This is a genomic window from Pseudoduganella flava (assembly GCF_007830495.1).
Classification (GTDB): Bacteria; Pseudomonadota; Gammaproteobacteria; order Burkholderiales; family Burkholderiaceae_D; genus Rugamonas; species Rugamonas flava.
The window spans coordinates 687279-700646 of sequence record NZ_VLKW01000002.1 but is presented as its reverse complement, the minus strand read 5'-3'; the positions used below and the strand labels follow the sequence as shown (position 1 = coordinate 700646).

At 70.0% G+C, this 13368-nt stretch carries 14 protein-coding genes; all 14 read right to left on the bottom strand.

The window, feature by feature from the left end:
• Nucleotides 1-5: 5 nt before the first annotated feature.
• The 14 genes from IP92_RS07370 to IP92_RS07305 are packed head-to-tail and all read right to left on the bottom strand — an operon-like array spanning nt 6 to nt 13366.
• Nucleotides 6-329, bottom strand: coding sequence for a hypothetical protein (locus IP92_RS07370; protein WP_145873869.1), 324 nt, complete (start codon nt 327-329; stop codon nt 6-8).
• 11 nt (nt 330-340) lie between these two features.
• Entirely contained in the window at nt 341-886 is a 546-nt protein-coding gene (locus IP92_RS07365) for a phage baseplate assembly protein V (protein ID WP_145873868.1), read from the bottom strand.
• Nucleotides 883-2022: a hypothetical protein gene (locus IP92_RS07360; protein WP_199271891.1), complete on the bottom strand. Its 1140-nt coding sequence runs from the start codon at nt 2020-2022 to the stop codon at nt 883-885. Before IP92_RS07360 ends, IP92_RS07365 begins: the two co-directional genes overlap by 4 nt.
• Nucleotides 2015-2332, bottom strand: a complete 318-nt coding sequence (locus IP92_RS07355; protein WP_145873867.1) for a LysM peptidoglycan-binding domain-containing protein — start codon at nt 2330-2332, stop codon at nt 2015-2017. Before IP92_RS07355 ends, IP92_RS07360 begins: the two co-directional genes overlap by 8 nt.
• The gene (locus tag IP92_RS07350) at nt 2329-2988 is read right to left on the bottom strand and encodes a hypothetical protein (RefSeq protein WP_145873866.1); all 660 of its coding nucleotides are present in this window, start codon (nt 2986-2988) and stop codon (nt 2329-2331) included. The genes IP92_RS07355 and IP92_RS07350 overlap by 4 nt, the downstream gene beginning before the upstream one ends.
• Nucleotides 2985-3878 carry a hypothetical protein gene (locus tag IP92_RS07345; protein WP_145873865.1) on the bottom strand — a complete coding sequence of 298 codons (894 nt, stop codon included), beginning with the start codon at nt 3876-3878 and terminating at the stop codon, nt 2985-2987. The genes IP92_RS07350 and IP92_RS07345 overlap by 4 nt, the downstream gene beginning before the upstream one ends.
• Nucleotides 3879-3894: 16 nt before the next feature.
• Nucleotides 3895-5058: an eCIS core domain-containing protein gene (locus IP92_RS07340; RefSeq protein WP_199271892.1), complete on the bottom strand. Its 1164-nt coding sequence runs from the start codon at nt 5056-5058 to the stop codon at nt 3895-3897.
• Between the two features lie 14 nt (nt 5059-5072).
• Nucleotides 5073-6746: an eCIS core domain-containing protein gene (locus IP92_RS07335; RefSeq protein ID WP_229418670.1), complete on the bottom strand. Its 1674-nt coding sequence runs from the start codon at nt 6744-6746 to the stop codon at nt 5073-5075.
• Between the two features lie 13 nt (nt 6747-6759).
• Nucleotides 6760-8205 carry an eCIS core domain-containing protein gene (locus IP92_RS07330; protein WP_145873863.1) on the bottom strand — a complete coding sequence of 482 codons (1446 nt, stop codon included), beginning with the start codon at nt 8203-8205 and terminating at the stop codon, nt 6760-6762.
• Complete coding sequence (locus IP92_RS07325; protein ID WP_199271893.1) at nt 8202-8495, bottom strand: hypothetical protein; 294 nt, start codon at nt 8493-8495, stop codon at nt 8202-8204. Before IP92_RS07325 ends, IP92_RS07330 begins: the two co-directional genes overlap by 4 nt.
• Complete coding sequence (locus IP92_RS07320) at nt 8492-10579, bottom strand: ATP-binding protein (RefSeq protein WP_145873862.1); 2088 nt, start codon at nt 10577-10579, stop codon at nt 8492-8494. Before IP92_RS07320 ends, IP92_RS07325 begins: the two co-directional genes overlap by 4 nt.
• On the bottom strand, nt 10576-11859 hold the full coding sequence (locus IP92_RS07315) for a Pvc16 family protein (protein ID WP_145873861.1): 1284 nt from the start codon (nt 11857-11859) through the stop codon (nt 10576-10578). Before IP92_RS07315 ends, IP92_RS07320 begins: the two co-directional genes overlap by 4 nt.
• Nucleotides 11856-12629 carry a hypothetical protein gene (locus IP92_RS07310; RefSeq protein ID WP_145873860.1) on the bottom strand — a complete coding sequence of 258 codons (774 nt, stop codon included), beginning with the start codon at nt 12627-12629 and terminating at the stop codon, nt 11856-11858. The genes IP92_RS07315 and IP92_RS07310 overlap by 4 nt, the downstream gene beginning before the upstream one ends.
• On the bottom strand, nt 12626-13366 hold the full coding sequence (locus IP92_RS07305) for a T4 family baseplate hub assembly chaperone (RefSeq protein ID WP_145873859.1): 741 nt from the start codon (nt 13364-13366) through the stop codon (nt 12626-12628). Before IP92_RS07305 ends, IP92_RS07310 begins: the two co-directional genes overlap by 4 nt.
• Nucleotides 13367-13368 lie beyond the last annotated feature (2 nt).

Here is a 13368-nt window from a genome sequence, read left to right as displayed (position 1 = left end):
GGGCCTCAGATGCCGCTGCAGCGGGTTTGCGTGGCCAATACCGTCAGCGGCGTACCGTTCGGCACGCACGTGGCCTGGCTGTCGAACAGCAGCAGCGGCTGGCCGTTCGACGTCAGCCGCGTGGCAGCGGTGATCCAGCTGGCGGTCGCGCACGGCGGCGCGCCGGAGGTCACCGTCGGCAGCGTGCAGCCCGTGATCGCGTACTGTGTGGTCATCAGCACGGTCGGCATGCCCATCACGGTCACGCGCGGGTTCGGCGCGGTGGGCTGGGCAGGGCCCAGGTGGGCGCAGGTGACGCTGGCGCCGGCATGCAGCAGAAAGCCTGGCATGATCTCTCCTTTCACGTCACGACGAGCGCGCCGGCATTCACCGTCACGGGCGAGCCGACGATGTTGATGGCCGATCCGTTCAGCGAGATCGTCGCGGTGCCCGTCGTCAGCGTGATGCCGGCCTGCGTGATCACGATGCGCGGGCTGGACGGACTGCCGACGGGGCCGGAACACAGCATCACGCCGCCGCCCGGCACGCCGAACACGGTGATCGAGTTGCGCCCCGTGGTCTGGAACACCATGTTCGGCGTCGGCGGCGGCGAAGCGATGCCCATCTCCGGCAGCTCGACGGTGGCGCCCCAGAAGCAGCCCGTCCAGATCGGGTAGTCGGGATCGCCCTGCTCGAACTCGATCCACACGCCGGAGCCGATCTCCGGCACGAAGTAGGCGCCGCTGCCCTTGCCGGCCGCCGGCAGGCAAGGCAGCGCGAACGTCGTCGGCGCCAGGCCCTGCACGTCGGGCACGATGGCCATGATGCGGCCGCGGTTCTCCGGGTCCACGTTGTTCAGCACCGTGCCGCGGTACTTGCCGTAGTAGCGTGTCGTGTCGTCTCTCATGCGGGCACCCTCGGTAAGGTTGAGATGAGGCCATTGCGCGACAGCTCGAAGCTTTGCTTGTAGTCGCCCGGCTTGATCTTGTGCGTGACGCTTTTCACGTAATGCAGGCCGTCGAACGCGGGGCCGGCGCCGCGCACGCCGACCAGCTGGCGCGCCTTCAGGATGCGGCCGTAGCGCAGCACATTCAATTCGCCCTTGCCCGTCACCGCCTCGGCCCATTTGGCCGCCTTCGCCAGGCCGCACATGATGCTCTGCGCCAGCGGGTACTTCGCCAGGTTGTCGGCCACCGGTTCCAGCCGCGTCGGGATCGGCGGGATCAGGCCCAGCGGCGGGTTGAGCGGCGTGATCGGCGGGATCGGAATGGGGATCACCACCTTCGTCAGCTCGTTGTAGTAGTACAGCGTGGGGATCGCGTTCAAGCTGTTGTCGAAGCTGAACGACAGCGACAGCACATTGGTGTGCGCATCCATGTTGATGTTCAGCGCCGGCTGTGGCACCCCCACCTTGATCTGCGGGCCCCAGTACGCGATGCTCATGCCGGGCTCCGGCCCGGGATCGAGGTAGAACACGTAGCCGACCCGTTCGGCCAGCGCATTGATGTACGAAAAATCGGTGCCGCGCTGGCCCTCGATGCGCGTGGTGGGAATCGGTATGTTCACCAGCACGCTGGGGATCACGAGCGGCACGACGCCGAGCACCGCATATTTCGCGCACAGCAGCGCCACCCTGCCCTCGGCCGGCACGGCGGGGAATGGAAAGCCGGAGAGGTCCTGCCGGTCCATCAGCACGGACAGGTCTTCGCCCGTCACCGTCAACGTCGCATGGCCATCGGTACCGGGCACGATCTCGTTATTCGTCACGACGCCGTCGATCAGCACGTTCGGCGTGCCGTTCAACGTGACGACGACGATCACCCGCAGCACCGGCACCGGGCTGCCGCCGGACAGCAGGAACAGCGTGTGCAGCGGCGAGCGGTTGCTGAGCGTGAAGGTCAGCTGGAAGCCGCTGCGGCCCGTGTCCTTGGTGGTCACGGTGACGTCGTTCAGCGCTTCCAGCACGGCGCGCGGCGCCGGGATCGGCACCAGTGGGCCGATCAGCAGCGTCAGGTTGAGACCCTGTTTGATCGCATCAGGCATCGGGCACTCCCGGCAGCCCTTCGGGCAACGTGATGCGCAGCAGCTTGCCCGGCCGGTCGACCAGTTCCTCCGGCCGCAGCGCGCGGTTGGCATCGCACAGGCGCCAGAACTGCTCGGGATCGCCCAGGTATTGCGCGGCGACCTGGTCGATCCGTTCGCCATCCCGCACCTCGTGCCACTGCAGCAGCGCGTAACGTTCCGGGGCCGGCACGAAGCGCCGGCGCAGGTAGATCACGGTGGTACCGTCGGCCAGTTCCAGCGTGGCGGTGGCGCTGCCGAAGTAGCGCGAGAGTGCCGAGAAGTCGCTCATGGTATGCCTTTCAATCCCAGGCCGGCCAGCGTGCCGCCCTGCGCCAAGGTGGCCAGTTGCTCCTTCTGGCGCAGGTAGTTCATGAACAGGTTGCCGCCCTTGTGCGCGAAGCCCAGGTCGTTCACGGACAGCACGCGCAAGCCGAGGCTGACCTTGGCGCGGATCGGGTGCAGGTTGACGTCGAACGCTTCCTCGGTCACCGACAGGTCCGTCACGCGCACCGGCAGCACGCGCACGCTGCTCCACACGAACAAGGTCAACGGCGCCTCCATCGGCAGGATCTCCAGCGTGCCATTGCCTTGCAGGCTGTTGTTGTTCTTCAGCTGGGCGCTGGTGGGATAGACCAGCGCTTCCAGCACGGCCAGTTGCGGGAAGATGCCGAACTGGCCGACGGTGCCGTTCTGTTCGGGGAATTCCATCTGGTCGGTGGCGTCGATTTCGGCGTCCAGCTTGATCGTCTCGGCCGGCGGGCCCTTGATGCGCAGGGCCTCCGAGCGGTCGGCGCCATCGCCCGCCACGGCCTGGACCTGCAAGGTGCGCGACAGCGTATCGGCGTTGTACTGCAGCGTGATCACGCGCAGCACGGCCGAACTGGCCGGGTCCAGCAGCACGATGCCGCCTTTCAGGATGCGGGGGGATCCGGGGAAGGTGGTCATGGCTTTTCCGGCCGTTTGGCCCGTGGCTGGCTGCGTTGGAGGAACTTCATCACGTCGATCGTCAGCATCACGCGCGTATCGGGAATCGCCGGCGCCGCCGGCATGGCCGGGATGCTCTTGCGGCTTTCCATGAACGTGCCGCTGCCGTTCGGGAACAGCGCGGGCGGCTGCAGCACATCCTTGTACATGCCGGCCGAAATCGACACGCCCGGCAGCGGCGAGAACGTCGCGTCGCCGCCCAGCAGCACCATGCGGCCGCTGCCCGCGTCGACGCCCCACTCCAGGTTCAGGCCGAGCGCCATCGGCTTCAGCCCGCGCCGCTTGGTGAAAATGTTCAGCAGGTCGTCACCGGCCAGCGACGTCTGGAACTTCCACAGGTTCGCATCGGGGCCCGTGCCGGCCGGTTGCGTATAGCTGAATTTCTTCAGCGGTACATACGGGATCAGCGCCAGCGGCGCGGCCAGGTTGACGCCTTCGAGCGCCTTGCGCCCGCCCTTGTCGCTCAACATGGCACCGCCGGCCATGCCCAGGGTCGCCGCGCCGAAGCCGATGCCGAATGCCTTCTCGCCGGGGGAGAGCTGGCTGAACGGCGCCTTCAGTTTCGTCAGCGCCGGATCCAGCATCGCCTTCAGAGGCTCGTGCTCGACGATGTGCTCCAGCACGACCGACAGGCCGCCGCCCAGCGCATCTTCTTCGTTCTTCTTTTCTTCCTCGGGCTTGGCCTGGGCCGGGTCGCGCTGCACGCGCACCTGGCTGAAATCGTGGGCGAAGCGCGACGGCGCGGCGCTGTCGCCGGCATGCAAGGCTGCCGGCGCCGGAGCACGCGACACGGCCGGCACGCCATGGCGAGCCGACGGGATGCGAGGGGAACGGGCCAGGGATGTCATCATGCGCTCGCCATGGTGGTCAGACGTCCAGTTCTTCGGTCGTCAGCTTCGACTGCCGGTACTGCCCGTCGCAGCAGAAGAAATCCAGCACGCCGACGTAGCGGTACTTCGACCCCGCTTCCGTCCAGCCGGGCGGCTCCTTCGTGGTGGCCGGCAGCGGCCCGGCCTGGGGCAGGCGCCCCCAATTGAACGGCTCCATGTAGCCCTGGATGAACTTGGCCGCGCCGCTCACGTACGTGCCGCCCTTCGTGCCGCTCGTGTTCGACCAGGTGAACTCGTCGCCGAGCGATTCCCGGTCCGAAATGCCGCTCATGATCTTGCCGTTCTTGACCTGCCACGCTTCCCAGTACAGGTAGAAGTCATGGTCGGAAGTGCCGTCGCATTTCTGCGTCAACGATTCCTGCTTGACCTTCTGCACGATGAAGCCATTGGCCTGGTCGGCTGCGCCCTGAAGCCCCCATTTGATCCGCCAGGCGAAGTCGCCGCAGCGGTGCTGCACAGGCGTCTGCTTCGTGTAGGTGAGCCGGGCCGGAGCCGAAGACGGAGCCGAAGACGGCGGCACGGCCGGGCCCTTGTCCTGCCGCTGCACGCGCGGCGCGATCGGCGCGGCACCCGATTGCTGGATCACGTGGGTCAGCTCATGCGCCAGCAGCCGGCGACCGTCGCGCGTCGCGGGTGCGTAGCGGTGCTCGCCGAACACGATGCGCTGGCCGACCGTATACGCATGCGCGGCGACGTCCCGCGCCGAGCGCGCCGCCAGCGCATCCGTATGCACCCGCACGCCGGAAAAATCGTGGCCGAAGCGCCGCTCCATTTCCTGGCGCAGCGGCGCGTCCAGCGGCGTGCCGGCGCTGCCGATCGCCTGGTCGACGCTGGCCGGCACCGGCGATGCGTCCGGCGCCGGCTGGCCCCCATGGCGCTGCACCGACAGCGGCGCGCGGCCGCCCGCAACCACATGCTCGGCCACCCGGTCGGCCTCCACTTCCAGCGGATCGTCGCTCGCACCGATGCCGAGGCTCGCCTGCAGGAAGCCGGCAGCCCGGCCCTGCGCGCAAGCCGCGCATTGCCCACCACCCCAGGTATGGGCCCCGCAGGCACAGCGGCGCTGCAGCGGCCCCGCAGTGGACGCCGGCGTGGAACCCGCTGCGCCATTGGCCCTGGCGCCGGCGTTGATCTTTTGCATACCGTCCTCGCTGGTCAGGCTTTCTTCAGGCGCCACGTGCCGCCGTTGTTCATCGACTTGCCGATCCCCCATACGCCGGTCAGGTTCTGCTCGTCGACGGAATCCCATTTCCCCTTGCCCTTGCTGCTCTTGCCCTCCCACTCATACGTGATCGAGACGCCGCTCACGGCATCGGCCGACAGCGTGTCGGGCGGCGTCGTCGGCAGCGTGCCGGTGACGGCCGTGGTGCGCTGGGTGATCTTGCCGTTCTTGATCTTTTCCTTGTTGGTGGGCTTCGCGGCCGGCCACTCGGCCGTCCCGGTCACGGTGCCCGCCGGCGTGGCGACCAGGTCCACCTTCGCGTCGATCGGTGCCGACTTGCCGCCGCCGGACGTGAACGCGCCCAGCCATTTGCCCGTCAGCAGATTGCTCCAGATGACGCTGCCCTCGCTGGCCGCGTAGAAGCTGGGATTGGCCGCCTCGTTCCACTGCTTCGTGATGTAGTTGGCGATCTTGAACGTGTAGCCGGCGGGGTCCGCTTCCAGGTCCGTATAGAACTGCTTGCCCGCCATGTTCGCCGCCATGTCCGCGTTCGAATAGACGCCGGTCACACCGAGCCCCTGCTTGGCGCTGATCTCGAGGTAGCGGCCGGTGCTCTCCAGCTGGGCCTTCGTCCCACCGGCGCGCGCCAGCTGGAAGTAGATGAAGCCTTCCTCGAAAAAGTGGCCGAGCTTGTCCGCCCCCATGCAGATGCTCTTCACGTTCGCGGCCGGGCCGACGACACCGACCACACCCTGTGTGTGCAGCTGATAGAAGCGGTTGACGCTCTCTACCCCCGCGAACTTCGTGCCCGACAGGTCCTGGGCCGGATCCGTGCGTTTCGTTTTCGGCAGCGCCTTGATGAATTTCTCGATCGACCCCATGAACTTGCCGCCGAGGCGCCCCGCCACGTCGTCGAGGAAATCGGCCACCACCATCGGCTTGGCGGCCGCCGTGCGCGCCGCGGCGATCTGCGCATTCACCTTGGTATCGATGTCGGATTCGATGTCGGTCAGCCCCGCGCAGGAGCGGTCGTCCACTTCGGCGCGCTGCACGAGATCCGCACCGCCGTCCTGCTGGATCACGTGCGTCAGCTCGTGCGCCAGCAGGCGCCGCCCCGCTTGCGTCTGCGGCGCGAACTGGCCGGCGCCGAACACGAGGTGGTTGCCCACCGTGTAGGCGCGGGCATGCACGTCGCGCGCCGATTGCGCGGCGGCGCTGCCGGCATGCACGCGCACGCCGGAAAAATCGTGGCCGAAGCGCTGCTCCATGTCCTGCCGCACGGCACCGTCGAGCGGCGCGCCGGCGCCGGCGATGACGCTCGCCACGCTAGCCGGCGCGCTGTCCTGGTGGGCCAGGGCGTGGTGAGCGGCACGCTGGATACCGGGTGCCGCGCCGCCGATCACATCGGGCGCGGGACCGGCCAGCACCTGGTCGGCGACCCGGTCCGCTTCGTGTTCCAGTGGATCGTCGGCCGCGCCGATGCGCAGCCCGCCCGGCGCCGCCGCATCGGCCTTGCGCTGTCCCCAGGCATGCTTGCCGGCGCACTCGCTGCACTGGCCGGCACCCATCGCCGGCCTGCCGCATGCGCACTTGCGCTGCAACAGCGCCGGTGCGCGCGGCACGGGGTGCAGCGCGGCGGGGGCGGTGGTGGACGTGGCTTTTTGCATGGCGTCCTCCTGGTCAGGTATTCGGGAAGTTACGTTTCAACACGGCCGACCCCATCAGCTTCCACACCGTATCGCCATAGTCTGTCGGCTTCGCGGCGGCCAGCGGCGTGTCGGAGGCGCCGATGTTGTATTCCGTGGCGATCAGCTTCACGGCCTGCTCGTCGGCGCCGAACTGGGCGCGCGGCATCGCCGGATACCGGTGCGGCCGGTTCTTCAGCCGTTTCAGCAGGGCCGCGGCCACGAAGATGTTCTTGCGCGGGTCGGCGAGAATACGGAGCACGGCCGACTTGACGTCCACGCCCAGCGCCGCGAAGTCCTGCGCGGTCTGCGCGCGCACGCCGTGCCGGGTGGCCGGATTGCTTTCGCGCCAGGGGATCTTGCCGGCCATCGCCGCCGCGGTACTGAGCTTGATCTGCCCCACGCCGACGGAACGGTCGATGTCCGCCGGGTCGACCTGCGCGCCGGCGGCCGCCCGTTTCAGGCTGGCGTCGACCTTCTTCACTTCGTCGGCACGGGCCTCGGCCGGCGTTTCCAGCGGCTGGCCGATGACGGCCGTATTGGCGATCTCATTGTGCAGCACGGACGCGAGCACCAGCGGCGTGATGCCCTGCGGGCCAGTGTCCTGGCTGGCCGCCATCACGTGCTCCTTGAAGTCGGCGGCCAGCTCATGTTGCGCCTCCTCTTCGTCCGACGCGTACATGCCTTCGTAATACATGCCGGTCTGCTCGGGAAAGCGCTCCCCGACGACGATCTGCAGGGCGATCTTCGCCATGCGCAGTCCACCGATGACCTCGTTCCAGTGGCGCGCGTCGACGGGATAGCCGCTGCGGATCTTGCCGGCCAGGCTCGCGGGCGCCGCGCGCACGTTGTGCACGTCCAGCGCCTTCGAGCCCAGGTAGCGGCGCTTGGCGTCGATCTTCGCGTCGGTCAGCGCCTCGCTCAGGTAGCGCGACAGCTTGTCCAGCAGCGCGATGGCGCCCGGCTGGTCGGACGGGCTGGCGTCGAAGCGCACCTTCGCGGCGACGGCCATGTCGATCGCACCATCGATGCTGCCGGGCGCCGCCGCCGCGACATCGGGCTTCTGGCAATGCACGACGGCGCGGTCGGCAACACCGCCCTGCTCCATCACGTGCGTCAGCTCGTGGGCGATCAGCCGGCGCCCGGCCCCGGAGTCCGGCACATAGCGGCCGGCGCCGAATACGATGTGGCGGCCGCTCGCATAGGCATGCGCGCCCGCGTCGAGCGCCGATTGCGCGGCAGCCGGGCCGGCGTGCACCCGCACCTGCGAAAAATCGTGGCCGAAGCGTTGCGCCATGTCCCGTTGCAGCGGCGCCGGCAATGGCTGGCCATCCTCGGCCAGCACGCGCGCGGCACTGGCCGGCGCCGGCGCCGCGTGCGCACCACCGCGCGGGCCCATACGCGACGCGACCCGTTCCATGGCGGCGGCATGCGCGCTCATGGCGCCACCCCGCCGATGGCACGGTACACACCGGCGGCGATTCCCCGCCCGGCTTGCCCGCCCTGCGCCCCGGCCGGCAACGCCAGCTCCCCTCCCGCGATGCGCGGCACGGCCATGCCGCCGGCGATGCCGCCAGCCAATTCGGGCGCGAGCCCGCCGGCCGCCAGCAGCCGTACCAGCTCGGCCTGGACGGCCGCCTGCAGCAGGTGCTGCTGCCCTGCTTCCAGCGCCACGCCGTCCATCACGAGGCGATCGATGTGGACGACGACGTTCATCGGGGCGCCGTTCATGACCGCGCTCCGGCCGGCGCCAGCTGCCGGAAGTCCGCTTCGCTGACGGGTTTTTCCAGCTTGCGCAATTCGCCCCGGATCGCTTCCAGCACCAGCGGCATGTCCACCTTGCGTCCCGCGCGCGCCGCGAGGAAGGCGGCATTGAGCGCTGCGTTGTGGATGCTGCCGCCGGACAGGCCGAACTGCGCCAGGCGCTGCCAGTCGAGTTCCTCGAGCGGGGTCTCGGGCGGGAAGATGCGCCGCCAGATGCGCTCGCGCTGGCTTGGCGCCGGCATCGGGAAGTTGACGATGAAGCGCAGCCGCCGCAGGAACGCGGTGTCCAGCGCGCCCTTGCGGTTGCTGGCCAGGATCGCCAGGCCCCGGTAGGCTTCCATCCGTTGCAGCAGGTAGTTCACCTCGATGTTGGCGTAGCGGTCGTGGCTGTCCTTGACCTCGCTGCGCTTGCCGAACAGCGCGTCCGCCTCGTCGAAGAACAGGATCGCGCCGCTGTCCTCGGCGCCGTCGAACAGCTTGCGCAGGTTCTTCTCCGTCTCGCCGATGAACTTGCTGACGACGGCCGACAGATCGATCCGGTAGATCAGCAGGTGCAGCTCGCGGGCGATCACTTCGGCCGCCATCGTCTTGCCGGTGCCGCTGTCGCCGGCAAACAGCGCGCTGATGCCCAGGCCCCGGTTCATCCGCGCCCGGAAGCCCCACTCATCGTACACGGCGCCGCGCTGGGCAACCTGGCCGGCGATCTGGCGCAGCAGCGCCGTCTCGGCATCGGGCAGCTGCAGGTCGTCCCAGCCGGCCACCGGGTCGATGCGCTGCGCCAGCTGGTCCAGCGCGGGGCGCGCATGCAGCAGCGCGCTGTCCCACAGCGGTGCCAGCGCCGCCCCATCGGCTTGCGCGGCAATCCGGCGGATGTCGTCCACGTTCAGGTTGAAATGGCTCGCGAGCGTAGCCGCGTCGGAGGCGGCGCGCTCCGGTTCCTGCGTCAGCACGTCCTGCCATGCGCGCTGCTGCTCCGCGGTGCTCGGCTTGGCCGCGTCGACGCTGACGACGGCGCGGCCAAGCCGGGCCCACGGCTCGCGGGTGGCCAGGAACATCACCCCGCCGGTGCGCAGCAGCAGCCGGTTGATCGCCGCGCGGTGCGCCTCGCCCGCGCCGGCCGGATCGAGATCGTCGGTGTCCACGTACAACGCCAGCGGCAGCAGCAGGCTTTCGCGCTGCCACAGGCGGGCGAAGTTTTCCACGTCCGCCACCGCCTGCGGCAGGCTGGCAGGGTCCAGCGCATACAGCTGGCAGCCCAGCGCCCGCGCGGCCTGCCCGGCGATCGCGCGCTTGCTGGCACTGTCCGGCCCCAGCAACTGTACCAGCGGCAGTGCGGGCGTCGCGGCCACCGGCTCGACGGGATGGGCGACGGCATGCGCGATCGCCTCCGCGACGGCTTGCTGCGACGGCGGCAGCGGCTCGGCCGGCCCGGCGACGGGCAGCACCAGCATGGCGAGGCGATCATCCAGGTAATTCAAGCCCTTGATGAAGTTGACGATGCGCTCGTCGATCGACAGGCTGGCGGCGATCAGCGGCACGCCCTGCGGCTGGCGGATGTCGACCAGGCGCCAGTAGCGCAGCGGCCGCTCCGGCGACAGCGCATCCCAGCTCGGCTCGTCGAACATCGCCAGCGCCAGGCCGAACGTCGGATAGCCGCGGTTCGCATTGTCCTGCGCCCGCGCGCACTGGGCGGCGATGCCCGTGTCGAACTCCATCGCGGCGCACAGCAGCAGCACGTCGCGCTCGAATGGCGACAGGTCCAGCCGGGTGGTCAGCTGCACCAGCGCCGGTGCCATGTCCTCCTCGGCCGGCTCGTCCAGGCTGGCCGGGCGCGGCACGCGCTGCGCCGCCGGCGGTTGCGCCGCCTGGCCCTGCAACGGCACCTGCAACGGCGCGGACGCCGGGCTGGTGCGCCAGAACGCCTTCGCCGGCCGGGCCGCCGGCGGCGGCTCCTCCTTCGGCGGCGCCATGCCGTCCAGTCGCGTGCGCACCCAGGCCACCGCTTCGCTGAGGTAGCGGTCGTTCTCCTTGTTCCAGTCGGCGGCATTCATGGCTGCACCGTGACCTGTTGTTGCGGGTCGAAGCCGGGTACCGGCGGCGTGCCGGTGTAGACGACGGCCACGCTGTCCACGCCGTCCACCCGCAGGCGCACCAGGTAGGTGCCGCTGTCGGCCACGTCGAGGTCGAACGTCAGCGTGCTGGGTGCGCTGCTGTCGGCGCCTTGCGTGAAGCTGGCCGGTGCCGCCTGGCGGTCGCCGAAGATCAGCCGCACCTGCTGGCCGTCGCGCAGCTGCGGCGCGCACGTGACGGTCAGCGTGAACGGGCCGGCCGCCACCGTCAATGGCGCCACCGTGATGACCGGGGCAAGCGCGAAGCCGACCTGGTTGCTGGCCAGCGCCGGGCCGTCCGGCACCGTCTGCACCAGCGACAGCGCATAGAAGCCCGGAGCCCAGCGCACATAGGCATCCGGATCGGCCGGCGCCGGGCCGCTGGCCGGCAGGCGCACGGCCAGTTGGCCCGGCGTGTCGCCGGCCACGGGCGGCAGCTCGATCCGTGCCGGGAAGCGCATGCCGTCGAAGCGCACCACGGCGCCGGCCGCGCTCAGGTGCTCGCCCAGCAGCAGCACTTCCTCGCCCAGCCGCGCGGCATTCTGCCGGCCCGGGATGCGCACCGCATCGATGCGCGGCGCGGCGCCCAGCATGGAGAACACGCCGCGGTCCTCCTTGCCCCGCTTCAGGACGGGCGGTGCCGCCTGCTGCGTCAGGCGGCTGTCGACCAGCGTCACCGTCGCTTCGTACGCGGCCGAGATGCGGTACGGCGCCTGGTAGGCCGTCCACAGCTTGTAGATCTCGTCCACCGACAGCGGTTGCGGCGTCACGCGCACCCGCTCCAGCTGCCGCGCCAGGTCGTTGCCGTCCAGCGCCGCCTCGATGTCCGCCCGGCTCAACACCGGGTAGTCGTGCAGCACGCTCATCGCCGCGCACAGCACCCGGTGGCTGGACTCGTCGCCATCCTTGTCGTCGTTGTTGTTGGTGGCGTAGGCCGTGATCATGTAGTACAGGTTCAGCGCCAGCGGCGGGATGCCGCGCTCGCCGGGCCGCGACCGGTCCGGCAAATCCGTATTGCGCCAGCCGGCGTTCAACGCAGTGTGGTACAGGAAGATGTTCAGCTGCGGCGGCGTCGTGTCCTTGCGGGCCTGGTGCACCAGGTCGAGCGGCTGCGTCGTCACCGTCAGGTCGCTCTTCAGCGTCGCATCCAGGTCGCCGATCCGCTGCAGCAGCACCTTGCGCAAGGTCGCCGTCGTGGCGGCGATGGCCAGCGTATTGCTCATCGCCGTCCCTCCCGCCGGCCGTCGCGCTGGCGCAGGTAATCGTCAAGGCTGGTCGGCTGCGGGCGGCTGGACTGGCGCACCGGCGCGGCCGGCGCCTGCGTCGCGCGCACTTCCACACGCCCGATCGTGACCTGCACCGTCGGCAGCGGTGTGGCGGCTGCCGGCTGCGCGGCACGGGCCGCGCGCACCGCATCGGGCGCGGACGGGACGCTCGGCGTCAGCGCCGGTGCCGGCGTGGCAGGCGGCGGGCTGCGGTGCAGCGCCGCTCTGTCGTCGTCGATTGGGGACCGGTCCAGTGCTGCCGGCGGTTGCAAGCGTGGCCGCTCGGGCATCGCCGTCTGCTGCCGCGGCAGGGACGCATGGGCCACCGGCGACGGCGCCGGCGGTTCGATGACGGGCGCGATGACGTTCGGGTGGGCCGCGGTTGCGGCATGGTGCTGCGGTTCCGGCCGCGTCAACGCCTGCGCCGCTGTGACAGCTCGCACCGGTTCAGCGCTCGATGGCGATGCACCCTGCGGCATGCGGGCGATGCTGGTATCGGACTCGTCTCGCGTTATCCGCTCCGGTGCCGGCGACGAAGGGTGCATGGTACGCGTCCTGCCCTGCTCCGCCGGCGCGGGCATGGCGGCGGCATCGTCCGCGCCGCCATCGTCCCCGACCGGCAGCGCCGCAACGCCGGCCGGCGGCTCGAACAGCCCCGGCAGGCGCGGCCTCAGCACGGGCAACGTGCCGTTCCCGCGCAACGCCAATCGTTGCAGGAAGCTCGTCATGATGCGCTCATTTCCACGTACAGCATGCGCCGGCCGGGGCTCAGCGCCAAGATCTGCTCTTCCGACCAGCCGTAGGCGCGCGCCAGCTTGTGCACGTCGAGCAGCAGCCGCTGGGCCCACGCGTGCAGCTCGGCCCACAGGAAGCTGACGATGTCGAAGCCCACGTCCCACCGGTGGCCGCACGCGGGGCAGGACAATGCGATGTCGATGTCGGCCATCGGATCGGCCGCCGCCATCGCCTGTTCCAGCGCATCGAGCACGGGTTCCGGCAAGTCTTGCGGCTGCACCGCCGCGCCGGGCGACAGTGCGTCGGACGATTCGATGCAGCGCTCCAGCAGCAGGCGGCGGATCGTGGCCGGGGAACCGTGCGGCGGCAATGCCAGCAGGTCCGCCGTGGTCGGCAGCCGGAACGCGACGCGCACCTGCCCGTCGGTCCACTCCAGCGGCGCGGGCGCCTCCCCTGCGAGCCCGGTCCGCAACTGGCCGGCGCGCCAGCGCGTCTCCACCGCCTCGCCGCAGGCCGGGCAGTCGACGACGCTGACCAGTTCATCGCCGAACAGCCGCTCGCGCAGCGCCAGCAGCATGTCGTCGCGCCCGCCGATGCTGCAGTAGGCGGCGCCGGCATGGCCCAGCTCCGGCACGGCCAGCGCCAGCAGCGCCAGGGCGCGTTCGGCGCTGGTACGTGCGGCGCTGTCCTCCCACAGCTGCAGGAGTTCGCTGGCGGTCGGCGTGCGCATGG